Annotated in this window: 13 protein-coding genes; 12 read left to right on the top strand and 1 reads right to left on the bottom strand. The window is 44.0% G+C overall.

Annotated features, from left to right (window positions below; genetic code table 11):
* Positions 1-11 precede the first annotated feature (11 nt).
* Positions 12-848, bottom strand: coding sequence for an SDR family NAD(P)-dependent oxidoreductase (locus FAM09_RS11935; protein ID WP_136577349.1), 837 nt, complete (start codon positions 846-848; stop codon positions 12-14).
* A gap of 324 nt (positions 849-1,172) precedes the next feature.
* Here FAM09_RS11935 and FAM09_RS11930 point away from each other — a divergent pair, with 324 nt between their 5' ends.
* The 12 genes from FAM09_RS11930 (at position 1,173) to FAM09_RS11875 (ending at position 17,858) form a co-directional block, all read left to right on the top strand.
* Positions 1,173-2,171 (top strand): FecR family protein, encoded by a 999-nt coding sequence (locus tag FAM09_RS11930; RefSeq protein WP_136577348.1) that lies wholly within the window; start codon positions 1,173-1,175, stop codon positions 2,169-2,171.
* Positions 2,172-2,229: 58 nt separating this feature from the next.
* A complete protein-coding gene (locus FAM09_RS11925; protein WP_136577347.1) occupies positions 2,230-5,382 on the top strand; it encodes a TonB-dependent receptor in 3,153 nt (1,050 codons plus the stop codon).
* 80 nt (positions 5,383-5,462) lie between these two features.
* On the top strand, positions 5,463-6,227 hold the full coding sequence (locus FAM09_RS11920; protein ID WP_136577346.1) for a hypothetical protein: 765 nt from the start codon (positions 5,463-5,465) through the stop codon (positions 6,225-6,227).
* A gap of 20 nt (positions 6,228-6,247) precedes the next feature.
* A complete protein-coding gene (locus FAM09_RS11915) occupies positions 6,248-8,920 on the top strand; it encodes an MBG domain-containing protein (protein WP_136577345.1) in 2,673 nt (890 codons plus the stop codon).
* Between the two features lie 32 nt (positions 8,921-8,952).
* The gene (gene porV, locus FAM09_RS11910; RefSeq protein ID WP_136577344.1) at positions 8,953-10,053 is read left to right on the top strand and encodes a type IX secretion system outer membrane channel protein PorV; all 1,101 of its coding nucleotides are present in this window, start codon (positions 8,953-8,955) and stop codon (positions 10,051-10,053) included.
* A 517-nt stretch (positions 10,054-10,570) separates the two neighbouring features.
* Positions 10,571-11,926 carry a hypothetical protein gene (locus FAM09_RS11905; RefSeq protein WP_136577343.1) on the top strand — a complete coding sequence of 452 codons (1,356 nt, stop codon included), beginning with the start codon at positions 10,571-10,573 and terminating at the stop codon, positions 11,924-11,926.
* A 102-nt stretch (positions 11,927-12,028) separates the two neighbouring features.
* Complete coding sequence (locus FAM09_RS11900; protein WP_136577342.1) at positions 12,029-13,450, top strand: T9SS type A sorting domain-containing protein; 1,422 nt, start codon at positions 12,029-12,031, stop codon at positions 13,448-13,450.
* A gap of 366 nt (positions 13,451-13,816) precedes the next feature.
* Positions 13,817-15,121, top strand: a complete 1,305-nt coding sequence (locus tag FAM09_RS11895) for a S41 family peptidase (protein WP_136577341.1) — start codon at positions 13,817-13,819, stop codon at positions 15,119-15,121.
* A 97-nt stretch (positions 15,122-15,218) separates the two neighbouring features.
* Positions 15,219-15,677 (top strand): helix-turn-helix transcriptional regulator, encoded by a 459-nt coding sequence (locus tag FAM09_RS11890; protein WP_136577340.1) that lies wholly within the window; start codon positions 15,219-15,221, stop codon positions 15,675-15,677.
* 280 nt (positions 15,678-15,957) lie between these two features.
* Positions 15,958-16,440, top strand: a complete 483-nt coding sequence (locus FAM09_RS11885; protein ID WP_136577339.1) for a MauE/DoxX family redox-associated membrane protein — start codon at positions 15,958-15,960, stop codon at positions 16,438-16,440.
* 10 nt (positions 16,441-16,450) lie between these two features.
* Entirely contained in the window at positions 16,451-17,491 is a 1,041-nt protein-coding gene (locus FAM09_RS11880; RefSeq protein ID WP_136577338.1) for a hypothetical protein, read from the top strand.
* Between the two features lie 127 nt (positions 17,492-17,618).
* Positions 17,619-17,858: a hypothetical protein gene (locus FAM09_RS11875; RefSeq protein ID WP_136577337.1), complete on the top strand. Its 240-nt coding sequence runs from the start codon at positions 17,619-17,621 to the stop codon at positions 17,856-17,858.
* The last annotated feature ends 88 nt before the right edge of the window (positions 17,859-17,946 follow it).

Genomic DNA, 17,946 nt, shown 5'->3' with positions numbered 1-17,946 from the left:
TTTTTAAATTATTAGAAATTAGTTGAATTGCTTAGTTCTTCTGTGGCAGTTAATGCTGATTGTAAGATTTCAATTTTTGTATTTGCCATTCCTACAGAATCAGAACCCATAAAGAAGTGCAATGGCGGGTTTTCCTTTTCGGCAAGTATAATGAAAGCCATAGCTGCCTTTTCAGGATCTCCAGGTTGGTTCCCGATAATTTGGGTATCATGGATAATTTCCAAATCTCTTGCTTCTTTATAATCTGCAATTGGATTAATAGCAAGTTTCATTGAACCTTGAAGCAGGAAATTGGTTTTAAAATAGCCGGGGTAAACTATGGTAGATTTTATACCCATTGAAGCAGTTTCAGCAGATAATGCTTCGGTTAATCCGGCTACTGCAAATTTGGTAGCATTGTAGATGCCCCAGCCTGGGAAAGCACCTAAAAAGCCAGCAATAGAGGAGATGTTAATAATGTGGCCTGCTTTTTTGCTGCGAAAATACGGCATCACATTTCTTATAACATTAAGAGTACCGAAAACATTTGCATCAAAATTTTGACGGGCTTCTGCATCTGTAAGCTCTTCAATTGTACCAAGCTGTCCGTATCCGGCATTGTTTACCACAACGTCAATGGTCCCGAATTTCTTGATAACATCTTTAATTGCATTGCCAACACTTGCATTGTCAACAATATCTACCTGTAAAGGTAAGAAGCTGGATGTACTGTTTCCAACGGCATCATTTAATTGTTTTACATCTCTTGATGTGGCAGCTACTTGGTAGCCTTCAGCCAACAATTTTTTTACTAAGGTCAAGCCTAATCCCTTTGAGGCTCCGGTTACAAACCATACTTTCTTTGTCATTTTTTATTATTTTAAATTGTTATTGAATAATTACAATGCAAAGATGCTACGCCATTACTGGCTGTATGTAGCCGAAAAAGGTGTGTTTGTAGCCAAATCGTTGTTTCTTGGAAAAAGGTTGTTATTCACATTTTTTCTATGTGTTTCATTAACCGTTATTTCCATTCCTTAGGGGACCATTATACGATGAGAATTTAGGGGCCATAAGCACTGAAGATGCGGTATCAGGAGGGTATTTTACCGGAGCAGATAGAAACCCGGCTTAACATTTTGGTAATACAGGTGGCATGGTACTATTGGCGGCTCGTGTTATTACTATGATGTATGAAACAAACCCCCTTACCGGTTGAAGCATTAATTCAACGGTTCAGGAACAATGAATGCACGCCCGAAGAATTAGCACTGTTAGAACAATGGATGAACCAACTCGACCTGGATGATGAATCGCCCGGGTTAACGCCGGAATTGTTGGATGCGGTTAAAAGCCGCATGTACGAGCAACTGATGAGCAGGCAGCCGGTGGTGATGAACCGGCATAAAAAATTGTACCGCCGCCTGGCGGTAGCAGCGGGCTGGCTCCTGTTCGCTGTTTCGGTTATTACCTTATGGTATTATGTGCGGCCAGCTTCAGATGGTACGCATGCCGCCAAATCGTCCCTTACCATTATTGAGAACAACCAGCCCGGCATCAGGCATATTACATTGCCCGATGGCTCGCAGGTATGGTTGAACATGTATTCCCGCCTTGAATTTGATCCGCAACAATTCAATAGCACCGAACGCCTGGTGAAATTATCGGGGGAAGGTTTTTTTGAAGTGACCCCTTCGACTTCGCCCAGGACTTCACAAAAGATCCCGTTTGTTGTTGAGACCGGCAGCTTGCGTACCCGTGTATTGGGAACTGCCTTTAATATTGAAGCGTATGCACAGGAATCGGAAGTGCGGGTTTCGCTGGTACATGGCAGGATCGCTTTGGATGATACCGCTACCGATCGCACCACCGTACTATCTCCCAATCATTCAGTGCGCTATTCAAAACAAACGCAAACCTGGCAGGTTATGGCGGTTGACGCCGCAAACGTGGCTTTATGGACAAAAGGTTACCTGGTGTTTAATGAAGTGCCTTTGCAGGAAGCCATTGAGCGCATTCGCGAAAGATACCATGTTGCCATTGAATACGATCCGGCGCTTTTACAACATAAACGCATCACTGCCAGTTTCCAGAACAGTACCTGGTCAACCGTGCTCGCAAATATTCTTTTTGTGCATGACCTGCAATTTAGAAAAGTTGGAGAGAAGGTGGTTATAAGCAAAAAGGCATAAGGCAATAATACATTAAGAAAATTCAGATAATAAAGCCATTAAGAACAAGAAACGTGATATGAATAAACTAACCGGTATACTAACTGTAATCATTTATTTTTCCTCGACCCTGTTTTCATTTGGACAGGTTATTACATTAAAAGATAAGATCTCCATTCAATTAAAGAACACAACCGCCGCGCGCGTTATTGAAGAATTAGATAAACGCACCGACTATACGTTTTCGTATACGCGCGATCAGTTGGAGAAAATAAATATCAGATCCTTTGTTTTCGACAATATAACACTGGGCAACGCACTGGAAAACCTGCAACGCCTCGCTAACCTGGAGTTCAATCTGCTGGGTAATACCATTGCTGTAAAAGTCAACACTAAACCAACAGTGGTTCCTGTATCGGCAAACAATCCACGGCCGGGCAAAATAGCCGGCATCATCCGCAATGAAAAGAACGAAGCATTGCCGGGTGTTACCATCTGGGTTGAAGAAGCTAATAAAGGAACCACTACTAATATAAATGGTGAGTATATGCTGGCGTTGCCGCCCGGCAGTTATACATTAAAAGTTTCCTTTGTAGGTTATCAGTCGCGCCGCATTACCGATGCCGTGGTGAAAGAGAACGAAGTGACCGATCTGGGCATTGCGCTCACGGGCGGTTCAAACCAATTACAAACCGTAGTAGTAACCGGTGGGGCCCGCAAGGAAAGCACCCGCTCCTTATTAATGACGCAAAAGAACAGTGCGGGCATGACCAACGGTATCAGCGCTGAACAAATACGGGCTACTGCCGATAACAATACCGGCCAGGTGTTGAAACGGGTAAGCGGCATTACCGTACAGGGCGACCGGTTTGTGACCATCCGCGGCGTTAGCGACCGGTACAATAACGTATTGATCAACGGCGCCTCATTGCCCAGTACCGAACCCAACAGAAGGAATTTCAGTTTTGATATTGTGCCCAGCTCATTGGTCGATAATGTGGTGGTGAATAAAACGGCTACACCCGATCTGCCCGGTGAATTTACCGGTGGTATGGTACAGATCAATACAACCGATGTGCCCTTCCGTAATTTTTTAAACCTGGGTATTGGTACCGGTTTCAATACCGCCAGTACCGGGAATGATTTTATCAGTCATAAACGCGATAAGAACGCTGCCCTCGGCATAGTGAATGATGAACGTAAATGGTTTGGCGATGGCCGGGCATTCGATCAGCAGCAATATGTACAGCATCATGCAAATAGAGATACGGCTGCATTACGGGGTATTGGCGCAAGAATACCTAACCGCTGGCAAACCTACCGCTATCATTATACGCCCATGCAGAGCTACCAGGTCTCGGGTGGGTTGAGCAAACAACTTAAATACAATAATAGCGTTGGCGCTGTTGCGGCTATAACCTATCGCAATGAAATGTTGTATGAAGAAGGGGAAGCGCGCAGCTTGCAGAATTATGATTATTGGGGAAAGCGTTACCGGTATAATACTACCATCGGTGGGTTATTGAATGTGGCGTATAAATCGAAAGGTCATAAACTGGCCTTTAAGAACCTGTACAATAACCGGTACGGCACGCAATACGATGATCGCTATGGTTACCAGATCAGTAACAGCGGTTTTGAAAATCGTACCGGCGAAACTACGTTGACGAACCGCATGATCCAAAGCAGGGTAGAAGGTGAACATAGTTTGTTCAATGCAAAACTGCGGGTAGACTGGTTCGGGGATTATATTACGTTGAAGCGGGAACAGCCAGATGGCCGTTATGTGGTTGGCCGCGATGTTGATTCCGGCAAACATACTTACACTTACAACTTAAACGACCGTAATTTATTCTGGGGAGGTTTGTATGCATCCACCCTCGATGAAAAAAGGACCAACACCGGGGCTAACGTGTCTATTCCTTTTACCGTGGCTAAAGCAAAGCAAAGCTTTAAAACGGGTTATTCTTATTCCAAACGGGAAGCCGATTATGATGCTACCGGCTTACGCGTTTTGTCGGCCAGTAATGCTTATGAAAATAGCTCCAAAGGGGCCCCTTATTATGAAATAGCAACGGTAGATGCCATGAGCCAGGGCAACCTGATTTATGTACCAACCTATATAAGATCCGAAAGTACGGGTGACCGTTACACCGGTAAGCAGGTTTTACAATCGGCTTATGGAATGCTTGATCTGAAATTACTGCAGCATTTGCGGTTGGTGGGCGGTTTCCGGTACGAGCACAACAAGGTTACCATGTCTACCGAAACCTATAATACGGATGGATTCCCGGTATTCAGCGATTCGGTGTATTATGAAAAAGACTGGTTGCCTTCTGTGAACCTTATCTATAGCGTAACAGATAAATTTAATATCCGCGGGGCCTTTAGCAAAACCCTCGCGCGGCCCGATTTTGTGGAGCGCTCACCTTATGTATACTACGATTTTGTGGAGCAACTGCAGGTAACGGGGCAAAAGGCATTGCAGGTAACCCGCATCAAGAACTACGACCTGCGGTTTGAATATTATCCTACAGGCAATGAAATTCTTTCCGCCTCTTTGTTCTATAAATTTTTCGACAAGCCGGTAGAGCGCTTTTACATTCTGGGGAATCCCAATAACAGTGTTGAATACTGGAACCTGTACAGCGCTACGGCAAAAGGAGTGGAAGTGGAGATCAGGAAATCGCTGTCGTTTATTTCGCCAGCCAGTGCCTGGTTGCAGAACCTGTACTTCAGTGCCAATGCCACTTACCTGGAAGGAAGTATAAAAAATCTTGTTGTAGATACCCAGAAAGATACCAGCTACATTGAAAATGGCAACCGCCCCATACAGGGGTTATCGCCCTACATCATCAACATGGGTGTGAATTACCAAACCAGTGACTGGGGTTTTAATGTGGCCTATAATCGTTTTGGCCGGCGTATAGTAAATGGGGGAACAAATCCTCGATTGATACAATACGAAAACTCGCGGGATGTGGTAGATATTCAACTGAGCACAAAGATCATGAAGCAAAAGGCCGAGCTCCGTTTCAATATCTCCGACCTCCTGAATCAATACACTGTTATTTACAGTAATAATTTAAACCGGGAACCCGATGGCACTCATCCAACCGAGAAAGATAACAATGATCCCAAAGGAGCAAACTTTAATAAAGATCTTGACCTGGTGAATTATAAAGTGAAGAAAGGAACAGGGTTTAGTTTGAGTCTCACCTATAAGTTATAAATGAATATTGAATATCGAAAAGTGAATGTAGCATGTTGAAGGAAAACAAAGAAATGAAGGATTAAAATGAAGAATGAGAAATGAAAAAGGAAATACACAACATAATAAGAAAGATAAATATGCTATCAATTATCAATAAATGTAGCGTTGGTTTACTGTTCGTTTATTGTATCGGTTGTTCAAAAGGAGAAGAGGCTATTGAGCCATTGCGCTTTACCACGGTAGGGTTAAATGCCGTTACCGTTGATTCATTTCGGTTTGCAGTTACAGATAATGGCACGCTTTTGACAGATTCGTTAATTACACCGGTAGGCAATAGAAGTATGGTAGTTAAATACAAGGAAACTGTTCGGCGCTACCGGGTTACTGATCTGTACAGCAATTCGCTGTTGCTCGATACGCTTATTAACTATAAACCAGGTTCATTGAATGCCATTACCTTCTTTCAGCCAACGGCTGGGAGTAAGTTGGTATGGGTAGGTCCGCCAGCGAATGAGCCGGCGCCCGAGGCAGGAAAAATAAAATTATCCGTTGTATATGCCTCGCCATTTACTACCGCCAAATACGACGAAATAAAAGTAGTGGTGGAAAATAGCCAAAGTGGTAATTCGGGAACTGACTATGTTGCAAAAGACAGCTTTTTGTTAAAGCGCGGCGAGTTCTCCCGGTTTTTCACAGGGGGTCTCGATAGAAAACCACGCTTAAGATTATATACTACTGATGCCAGTCGCGCGGCTTTAGCCACCCTTAATCCTGCTTCATTCTCTGAGGCCAATTCCGACTTTTCCATTTTCTACATTAACATCAATTCTACCACCAGCGCAGCCCTAACTAAATTTTACTAAATTCTATAATTGTTCATACAATGAAATTCGGTTTTACTTTTCTTTTTTCCATATTGCTCGCACAACTGGCATTTAGCCAACCTGCCGTTTCCGTGATCTATTTACCACAGTATGTACATGCAGCAGGCACTGCCACTGCCAACAGAACACCTTATGTATGCCGGTTAAAGCTGACCGGGTTAACCGCCAATGCTACTTACCGGTATTATTGCCGGTTTGCGCCATCTGGCGGTTCGGCTACTGCAGGCGAAGGGGCCTTTATCTATGTAAAGCAATCCGGCGAATTTGTTCGCATACCCAACCCTAACCTGGCAACCACAGCTAACCCGTTGTATGGTGAACTTACGACAGATGGTTTGGGTACTTATACCGGTTGGTTTATGGCGGAAGTGGCTGCTACTGCTACTTTTAATGCAGGCAACAAACTGAAGTTCAGAATATTTTTAAATAACGGCGCCGGCGGACAAACCGTTGTTGCCCCCCGACCTACTACAACCCAGGAAATTACCGTTGTGAACTTTGGAACCGGCAGCACAGAAGGTACGGCCATTCGCAGTACACCGGTAACCGGTGGCATTGGCAAAAATTTTGTGTTGTTATGGGATAAGGATAATATAACGGGTGCCGACCAACCTATATCTGGCAGTGTTATTGAAAGCGATGGGGTAGATGCCTCCAACAGTTTCGCTTCTTTTTATGTGAACGATGTAAATGGAATTGATAAAGCATGGGGAACGGTTATTCCAAATAATGTAACAGCCGGTATTCGCAGGATCTCGCAGTACAGCCTGGCTACGGGTAATGAAGTTGGTTATAAGTTATCTTCCGATGGTAACTGGCCTGTTTCAGGAGGCGGCCGGGCAAGTACGGTCAACACTACTGGCGGACTAACCAATGTGATCGTGTTGGATGGTGCTGTGGCCCGGTTAGATGGTGCAAATGTAAGATCAGATCAAACGATCACGTTCAATACACTCACAGCGAAAACGTATGGCGATGCTGATTTTGATCCGGCTGCAACTATATCATCGGGCTTGCCTGCTTCTTATACAAGTGATAATACAACAGTTGCTTCCATCATAAGCAACCAGGTACATGTGGCAGGCGCAGGCAGTGCGAATATTACCGCGGCACAGGCAGGAGATGATTTTTATAACGCGGCTACAGCAGTTGCGCAACCCTTAACAGTAAATAAGGCGTCGCTTACCATTACAGCCAATGATGACCGCATTTTGCAAGGCACAGCAATACCAACTTTCACGGTAAGCTATTCCGGTTTTGTGAATGGTGAAACAGAAACCAGTCTTGCCACCTTGCCAACTGCTACTACAACGGCAACATCCGCATCACCTGATGGTATGTATGATATCGTACCGGGTGGTGCTGCTTCGCCCAATTATACTTTTACATATGTAAAGGGTACATTAACCATTACCGCGTCGCAGCAACCGCAGTCCATTACGTTTGGCGCCCTGGCGACAAAAACGTATGGCGATGTTGATTTTGATCCCGGAGCACAAGCCAGCTCGGGTTTGCAGGTAGCTTATGCCAGCAGCAATACCGGCGTGGCCACTATTATAAATGGGAAAATACATATAACCGGGGCAGGCACTACTACCATTACGGCTTCGCAGGGCGGCACCAGCGCCTGGCATCCGGCCGCCGATGTAAGTCAATCATTCACGGTTAATAAAGCAGCTTTAACTATCACGGCCGATAATAAAACAAGACTGGTTGGTCAACCCAACCCAACATTTACGGTCACCTACACCGGCTTTGTAAATGGAGAAACCAATACGGTGTTGACCACGCAACCGGTAGCTGCCACTACCGCTGGCAATACCTCACAGGCCGGAACATATGATATTACGGTGAGTGGCGCAACCGCCGACAATTACGACATCAGTTATGTAAAAGGTGTTTTGAAAATTGATCCGCTGGCAGTGCAAACCATTACGTTTGCCACATTGCCAGCAAAAAAATACGGCGATACAGAATTTAAATTATCGGCCACGGCCAGCAGCAGGTTACCGGTAACTTATAGCAGCAGCAATGCAGCCGTAGCAACCATACAGAACGATACAGTATATATTCATTCAGCAGGCACTACTGTTATCACAGCATCACAGGCAGGCGATGCAACGTATGAATCTGCCAGTGCTATGCAAACACTTACAGTGCAAAAAGTGCGGTTGTATATTCAGGCCAATGATGTAACAAAGAATGAAGGGGAAGTTAATCCACCATTGACTATTACCTACAGTGGATTTGTTAAAAATGAAGACTCGTCTGAATTAACGTCATTGCCGGTTGTAACTACCAGTGCAACCGCCACTTCTATAGCTGGTACCTATCCGATCACCATAAGCGGCGCTGCTTCACCCAATTACACCATAGCGCAATTGAACGGCACATTAAATATCTTACCGGCGCAGGGTGCTGCTCAGGATAATATGTTCGCCTACATCAGCAGTCCCGGTCAAATGCAGGTAAATGTATATGCCGTAACAGGTGGCAAAGGAGTTGTTCAGCTCTTCGATCAAAATGGCACCCGGTTGGTGCAGGTGAATGTGACCCTTGTGAAAGGCCATAATACATTCCATATTCCAACAGGCAATGTGTTGAAGGGGCTATACCATGTACGGGTCGCCATTGCGGATGTTTTACTGAAAGGAAAAATCATTATTCAATAATCATACATCATTCTATCCAAAACTTTTTTGTGATGAGAAAGCTTTTAACAACCGGTGTCGCTGTTCTTTTTTCTACGATCACCGGAGTTTCTGTTCAGGCCCAGGAAAACAGTTCTATCAATATAACTACTACTGCAGTTCCCTTTTTACGGATCTCACCCGATGCGCGCAGCGGCGGGATGGGTGATGCAGGAATTGCTATCAGTCCAGATGCCAATAGTGTTTTTTATAACCAGGCCAAAATACCGTTTGCCAAAAAGAGAGCTGCGGTAGGGGCAACCTATACGCCCTGGTTAAAAGAAGTGGCCGATAATATGTACCTGGCAACGCTGGCCGGGTATCATCAACTGGATGAACTGCAGGCGGTGTCGGCATCACTGCGCTACTTTAATGCCGGAGATGTAACCATGGTTGATTATGGCGGCAATAAACTGCAATCAGTTCGTCCGCGGGAGTTGGCGTTTGATCTTGGTTATTCACGGAAGTTGTCTGATAAGTTCGCTTTGGGCGCTGCCTTGCGGTACATTTCTTCCAAGCTGGTTACCGGCGCCATCAATGGCGCCAACTACAAAGCCGGTCATGCGGTAGCGGCGGATCTGTCGTTCTTTTATAACGGAACAGATGAGAACAGTAAAGGCTGGACAGCCGGTATTTCTTTATCGAACCTGGGCACGAAGATCGGGTATACCGATGATGCGAGCAGCAAGGATTTTCTGCCCGCCGGTTTGGGTATCGGCGCTGCTTATACCGAAGTTTGGAACGACGATAATAAAATGACATTTGCTGTACAGGCTGATAAGTTATTAGTGCCGAAAATACCTGGTTCGGCCGAAGATATGCCTGCTTACCGCAATAAAAGTGTAGTAGCCGGCTGGTTCGATTCTTTTGATAACAACGCCACGCAACTGGCGTTTGGAACTGAATATATTTTTAAAGATCAGTTATACCTGCGACTGGGGTATAACAGCAAGTCCTATTCGTATGGTAACTGGCAGTATGTAACTGCCGGCGCCGGAGTACGGTTTAATATGGCCATGGTGAACTTCTCTTACCTCGTTCCTATAGGTGATAAAGTGAACAGGAATCCGTTGGGAAATACCGTGCGGTTGGGAATTGTTTTTGGGATCGAATAATGAATGACGAATATTGAATGTTGAAGTGGGAGAGAAATGAAAAATGAAGAACAGAGAAATGAGAAAGGTTGAAAAATAGATGAATGTTAATTTCCAAAATGCTGAAGTTAAGATGCAAAAAATTGTATTTGCTTGCAGCTTGTAGCTTGAAGCAGTATTCCTTCTTACCCATTGCCCATTGATTCTTCGGCTTGATTTGTTGAATGTTTAGTTATTGCATTAGTTATACCTGAAAATGCAAGCGGACTGTTGCTGTACAGGCACGTCCGCTGCATTTAACGGGATTGTTATGCGCCTACATAGATGAGTATGCGCAATATTAACAAACCAATAACTAATTGCTAAATCGATGAAGAAGTGTTTTATGATATGTTTTGCTGGTTAATTTTACAACGTGATGCATGGGTAACCGAAACAATAAACTCTCTAAATCTCCAGATCGCTAAATCGGCAATAAAGGATTACCTGTTTCATATATATTCCATTTTTAGTAATTGTTTAAAAAACCAAATTAATCATGAAAAGACTTATCCTAAGCGTGGCTGTGCTTGCTGTAGCCGCCACTGCTTGCAAGAAAAATGGTATTGACAAAGGGTTTAGCCCACGCAGTACTTTTGCCGGTCCTTATGTTGACACTGTAGTATTACCATTAACCATCACTGCAGATCGTTTCCTGGCAAAAGATACTTTGTATGTATTAGATGGAAAGTGTTATGTTACCAATAACGCTACACTTATCCTTCAGGAAGGTACCCATGTAGAAGCTGTGAAAAAATCAACCAACGACTCTGCTTCAGCGTTGATTGTAACTCGCGGTGCACAGCTTTTTGCTGCCGGTACACCTGAAGATCCTATTGTTTTCACTTCACATCAGGCTTCACCTGCCACTGGCGACTGGGGTGGTATTGTGTTATTAGGCAATGCGCCTTTGAACAGAGCTGATGCTACCGTTGAAGGTATCAACCTGCCCAGCGTTCCTGCTGGTGTTGATGTTAACTATGGCGGCGGTGGCGCTGGCCTGGGTGATGTTGATCACAGCGCAGGTCAACTGGAGTATGTGCGTATTGAATATGCAGGTGCTTCAATCGCTCAGGATAATGAGCTGAACGGTTTAACCTGCGGTGGTGTTGGCGCCGGTACTGTTCTGAACCACATTGAAGTGGCTTATGGAAATGACGATGCATTTGAATTCTTTGGTGGTACCGTAAATGCCTACTACCTGTTTGCATTGGCTCCGGATGATGATGCATTCGATTTTGATTTTGGTTACAGAGGCCATATCCAGTATGCACTTTCTGTACTGGATGCTGGTGAAAATTATTCTGCTAACCCCAACGGTATCGAAAGCGATAATAATGCAACCGGTGCTACCGATGAGCCTCGCACCAAAGCCATTATTTCTAACATGACTGTTATTGGTGTAGAAACCAGCAGCCAGGCTGCTTCACTGGGCCTGTTGAACGGCGCTCAATTCCGTCGTCATAGCAGCTACGAAGTTCGTAACTCTATTTTCATGGGCTTCCCTACAGGTTTGGCACTTGCTTCTGCAGGTTCTCAGGCTGATTTCGCCAACTACAGCTACAACCTGGTACATGGATTCAATGCTGTGATCAACCCGGCTACTATCACATTACCAGTTAGCAACGGTCAATATGTAAGCAGCAATGCCAATACAAACATTCAACTGGCTGATCCGTTCAACGGAGATTTCAGACCATTGGCTACTTCACCTGCTTTATCATTGGGCACCAACTACACTGGTTTACCCAGCGACTTTGAAGTTCAATCTTACCGTGGTGCTTTCGGCGCGTTTGTTTCAGGCGATGCCACTGCTAACAACTGGTTAGCAGGTTGGACAAGATTAAATTATTAATATTTTCCTGCCATGTTATATGAAACAGGTAATTTTTTATACACCGGGCTTTTGTAAAAAGCAGCCCGGTTTTTTTATTAACTTAACCTAACACTAACAGTTATGAAGACCGGAGTTAATATACTCATCCTGCTCCTGGTAGCTACCGTATCATTCGGTCAGACTATTTCAGAAGTGTATTTCCCCCAATATATTCAAGGTGTTGGTAACTTCAACACGGCTGATGATCGCAAAGTACCGTTCGCCTGCCGGATGACAGTAAGCGGTTTAACACCCAATGCAACCTATCGTTACTTCAACCGGTTTGTGTCGGCCCCAACCAGTACAAGCATCGGAGAAGGCGCTTACATTCTGGTAAAAGACAGCGGCGATTTTGTACGTATTACTACAGCTACTTTAGCATTGAGTGGCCGGTATGGCGAATTCACTACCGATACCACCGGTTCTTATACCGGCTGGTTTGTAAACGAAGCTGCTTCTTCCACCTTATTCAGACCGGGCAACAGCATTTATTTTCGCCTGGTGTTGAACAATGGGGCCAATGGTATCACCGTAGCCCACCGGTTAACAGCTCCCAATCCGGTTACCGTACTCAACTTTGGTACTACCGATACCACCCGCGGCACAGCCATCCGTTGTACGCCCTTGCGTAATGGCGCCCCCAAACAATTCATTTTATTATATGATAACCTGCTTGCACAAGGCCGTCCCGTTGCCGCAACATTTATTGAAAGCGATGGAACGGATAACAGCATTGCCAATGGCTATGCGCCTTTTTATGCAGACAGCGTAAATGGCATTAACAAAACCTGGGGTACTATTATTCCTAACACCTTATCAAACGGTATTCAGCATATTGCCCAACGTTCCCTGAACGGCAACCTGTACCGCCTGTATCTGTCATTCAATGGTAAATGGCCTTCTGTAAACTGGTCTTCGATTGATACTAAAAACACTGCAGGAGGTTTAAATAATGTGCTGGTAATTGACGGCAGACGACTTTTCATCATCAACTTCTTCCTGAATGGCGAAGCAACCGACGAAAAATTGATCACTATGGAATGGAGTACGCCTGATGAAGCCAATGCTCGTGAATATGTAGTAGAAAAGTCAACTGATGGTGGCAAAACGTTTGCTACTGTCAGCACGCTGAAAACCGCTGGTGTTAAGCCTTCATATCAGCTTACTGACAAACGTTCTGAAACAACTTCGTTTTACCGTGTAACACTGGTAGGTAAAGATGGCGTTAAAGTAACCAGTGATGTACTGGCTGTAAAAGGTGTTATAAAAATGAACGTGTACCCCAACCCGGCACAAAACCAGTTAGTAATGCAACACCCGGCTGCTGAAGCGGGTACTACCGTACAATTGGTAGGCATCGACGGTCGTCAGTTGTTTACACAAAATGTTCAACAAGGCGCTTTGCAAACTGTGGTGAATGTTTCCAAATTGTTACCTGGTAATTACCTGGTGGTATTTAACATGAACGGACAACGGCAAAGTAAGGCGTTCATCAAAAAATAGGAAAAGGATCGTTTGGTGAAACTTTATCTTAATAAATAACAGTTGCAAGTGGCAGGTTTCAGGTTACAAGGTTTAATACAATATTTTCCCTGTAACCTGGAACTTGCAACCTGTAACAATAAGAAAGGGCATTCCGCCTGCTCGCGGAACACCCTTTGTAAGTAATTGTTTAAATCCACTACAAAAATAATTTTTAGTACTTAACAAAAAAATAAAATTAAGATAAAGGTGCAAAAAGCATAAGGCCTCGGCTTAAAGCCTAAAGCTGCTGTAGAACGGTTATGAATAATTGATTTGCCTTCGGCTTTTGGCTTTCAGCATTCAGGTTACAACATGTGAACTTAAAACCCAGAATTAAGAATTGTAATGACTATTGGTAAAATCATCGTATATATATTGCTTTCAGCTGCATTGCTACCGGGGCCGGCCTGTAGTAAAAAAGAAGCTAACTGGCAACCTGGCGATTCATTGGGCGTCTTAAATAAATGGGTGTACGACAGCATGCAATTGTATTATTACTGGAGTGCCGAGATGCCGGCACGTCCGGATTATACGTTGCCTACACAGGAATTTTTCAGGTCGCTCTTGTCGCCTAAAGACCGGTTTTCCTGGATCAGTAACCGAAGCACGGTCGGTTCGCCCAAAACATCGGCCGAGCTGTATGGTTTTCATTATACGTTGACTACCCATCCCTTTGATGCACAAAAGCTGGTAGGCGTTATCACCTGCGTAGTGCCAGGCAGTTATGCCAGTAATCGCGGACTAAAGAGAGGTATGCTCTTCAGTGCAGTGAACGATAAAACCATCACGCAACAAAGCCGGCAAACAGCCATGCAGGCCTTGCAGGGGGAATCGGCTGTTCTGCAATTGGCAACATTTAACAACGACCAAACGGCATTGACTGATTCAGCCAGGGTAGGGGTGCAACGTTCATTTGTGCCACAAAAGAGCGTATATGCTACCAGGGTATTTGAGTTGAATGGAAAAAAGACCGGCTACCTGGCCTATTATCTGTGTGCAGAAAAAGATGATGTTGTGCTGTTGCAGAGCATACAGAAACTACAGCAGCAAGGTGTTTCAGAATGTATCCTCGATCTGCGATACAATGCCGGTGGTAGCGTGGCATCGGCGACCAAATTAGCAGCGATGCTGGCTAACACTTTCAAGGCAGATAGTAAATTTATAACGTACCGGGGCAACCGGCATGGCGGCACGATCAAACAATCGTTCCAGCAAGCCATTTCCTTTTCCGGAAATGCCAGTGGTAAAAATATGAATGAGCTGCAATCGTTGAACCTCCATTTGTCACGCCTTTTTATTTTAATGTCTCCCGAAACGGCAAGCGCAGCAGAGTTGTTGATCCATAACCTGGCGCCTTATTCCAATATTATTCGCATTGGGGAGACCACTTTAGGCAAAGATGAAGCGGCATTCCCGATCGAGGACCAAAGAAATCCCCGGCAGGTAGCCTGGGTGTTGATGCCTATTGTGTATAAGATTGCAGATGGATTTGGCAAAGGCGATTATGCCACAGGTCTGGTACCTCATTACCCGGTTATTGAAACCAGCCGTCTTCCCATATCACCCATAGGTCAGCCCGGTGATTTACCGGTCGATAAAGCCCTTACGCTAATTTTTGGAACAACAGGAGTGAATGTGATGGCGTTGTGAGCTATAAATATTCATTTATTTCTTTAGGTGTAATAAAAAAAGTTAAGAACACAGGCCGACTGGTTAATAAATAAATATTATATATAAATTTGGCCAGATGTATCTGGCGCTGCAGGTAACCGCCTGTAGTTCGTTCAGGTATGCTATCATTTATTTAGTAACCAATAAGCCCCATTCCATGAAACTCAATCTGCGAACAGAAGATGTAGAAAAATTACATCTGGCCAAAGCCATTATTGAAAAAGAATACCGCCAACATTACACCAGTCCCCAACTGGCACAGAAAGTAAGGACCAATGAATACAAACTCAAGCACGGATTTAAGCAAACCTTCCACATGAGTTTGTATGAATTCCTCACTAACATTCGCATTGAAAAGGCAAAAGACCTCCTTGAGTATACCGAAGACCCGGTATCGCGGGTAGCCATTAATGTTGGCTTTCCTGATGGTGGTAGTTTTTGTAAAAGATTTAAACAGTATACCGGCCTTTCACCATTGAAATACCGGCAAATGCGGTTGACTGTTACCAGGGACCAGCATACTGGCGTTGCGTAATAACTGAACTCGCAAGAAAATCCCGATTCGTCAATTTTTTATCCCGATTTGACATTTTTCTATCCGTACCTTGTTATTGAATTTCCGCACCGGCTTCCCGGCTGTGATGAGGATGGTCCTGACCTGTTTTCCCCGCTATATGAAAATGTAATTTTCTGATAATTCACAAGCAATAAGGCTTTCATTTTAATTCATGGGTTCATTTTAGTAGCTGCCGGCAAGGCATGAGCAACCTTAAAAGATGGTATTTTATTGTAAACAACTACCAATATAACCTGGTATGAACGAATGTAGTATTGCCAATAACCTCTCAAAGCAAAATGCTTCTGCAAAACCGGTAAGTAAATGGATAAATAAGCGTTTTGGGGTGGAGTTAATATGCTTTCTACTGTTGCTGTTATTTTCGTATGCAGCGGTAAGTAAATTAATAGAATACAACTCTTTTGTTGGGCAGCTTCGTAAATCGCCCTACCTTGAACAATACGCTTCCATTGTTGCCTGGTTGGTTCCCGTTGTAGAATGCATCATTGTGCTGCTGTTGTTATTTAAAAAAACGAGGTTGACCGGGTTGTTCGCTTCATTCGGGCTTATGCTTATGTTCACCGCATATATATATACGATGTTGAATTTTAGTTTTTACATTCCATGTTCCTGCGGCGGCATCCTGGCTTTGATGAGCTGGACACAGCATTTCTGGTTTAATGTAATTTTTACTGTGTTGGCGTTAACGGGTGTTTTGTTAATGGTTGTCAGGCGCCAATAAATCAGCAACTATGAAACGGAAATATATTTACATATTATCTGGTATTATAGCCATTGTATTTCTTGTAATGACTTTTTTAAAAGCCTCCGTGCAGGGAATGAATTCCGGTAACAATGGTTTTGTAAGAAAGACGGGAGCATTATCGATAATAAAAGAAGGGGAGAAAGAATTTCGACAACCATTACGGGATATAGCGGGCATCAGCGGTGATAGTATATTTATTGTTACAGCACAGCCCGATAAAATTATTATTACAGATGGAAGTCTGGGCAAAGAAAACCTGATCGAATTGCCTGTTACTGTTCACAAAAAACTACCCGGGAATTTCACAACGCGGTGTCTCTATCCTGATCTGTATATTTTTGGTTCCAATGTGCCTTGTGTTATCCATTACAATTTCACAAGCGGAAAAGAAACGGTTTATCCCATCAGCCGCGCTTTTAGCAGGAGTGCGCTTTTGTCGCCTTTTACCGTAGTGGTGCGTGGGTTCGATGCTCAATTTAAAGATGAGCACTTGCGAACCATTAACCTGCTTACAGGTACGAGTGTGGAAGAGAAGGGCATCACTGACAAAACCGAAGGCGGTGGTTTTGTAACAGATGGGATGTTACATTATGATGCATATACCCATACGGTTGTGTACAACCATTTTTATTCGAATAAAATTTTATACCTCGATACCAATTTGCATTTGTTACGTACAGGAACCAGTATCGACACCTTTAGTACGTATACGGCCAAAGCCACCGCCAAACCCTCATCAAAAGGTACTTCCTTCACTTTTACTTCTCCGCCAAAATTATTAAGCGGGAGCAGTTGTGTAAGTAATGGCCGGTTATATATCAGTTCAAGGTTAAAAGCAGATAATGAAACGCATGACCGATTCATAAATAATGCGGTGATTGATGTATACGATATTAAAACCGCCGATTATACCGTCAGCCTGTACATACCGGGTGTGCCAGGAAAACGCATGACAAAATTTAAAGTATTGGGTGACCGTCTTTTTGCCATTTATGATAATAAGGTGGTTGTTTATCGTATTCAATAAACGATTTGTTGCAACAAACAGGGTAAGCCGAAAACCTGCAAACAGAGTAGGCACATTACATCAAAAGAGCGGGGCAGCAACCCCTATATGTACTGTCCGTTCTTTGTTAACCATTAAATATTTATTTATGAAACGGTTTAAAGTTAATCTGCTGGCATTGGCATTGCTGGTGGGCGTTACCAGCGCGTTTGCCAAAGCAGGACCAGAAGATGGCTGTAACGTATGGACAAGGGCTGAATTAAACTTACAGTGTCCAGTAGGCGAACCTGTGTGCTGCCAGTTCCTTGCATATACGTGGCTTTATGATAGCAATGAAGATTTTCAGCAAGGCGAGTTTTATCCTGGTGAATATACGCCCCTTCAATAAACGGGAAATAGATCTCATAGGTAATTAGTATAGCTTTCTTATAAAAGGGCCTGCGCCAACCGGCACAGGCCTTGCTGTAGTGGCCATA

Source organism: Niastella caeni, from assembly GCF_004834005.1.
Lineage (GTDB): Bacteria > Bacteroidota > Bacteroidia > Chitinophagales > Chitinophagaceae > Niastella > Niastella caeni.
This window is presented reverse-complemented; position numbering and strand designations above follow the sequence as displayed.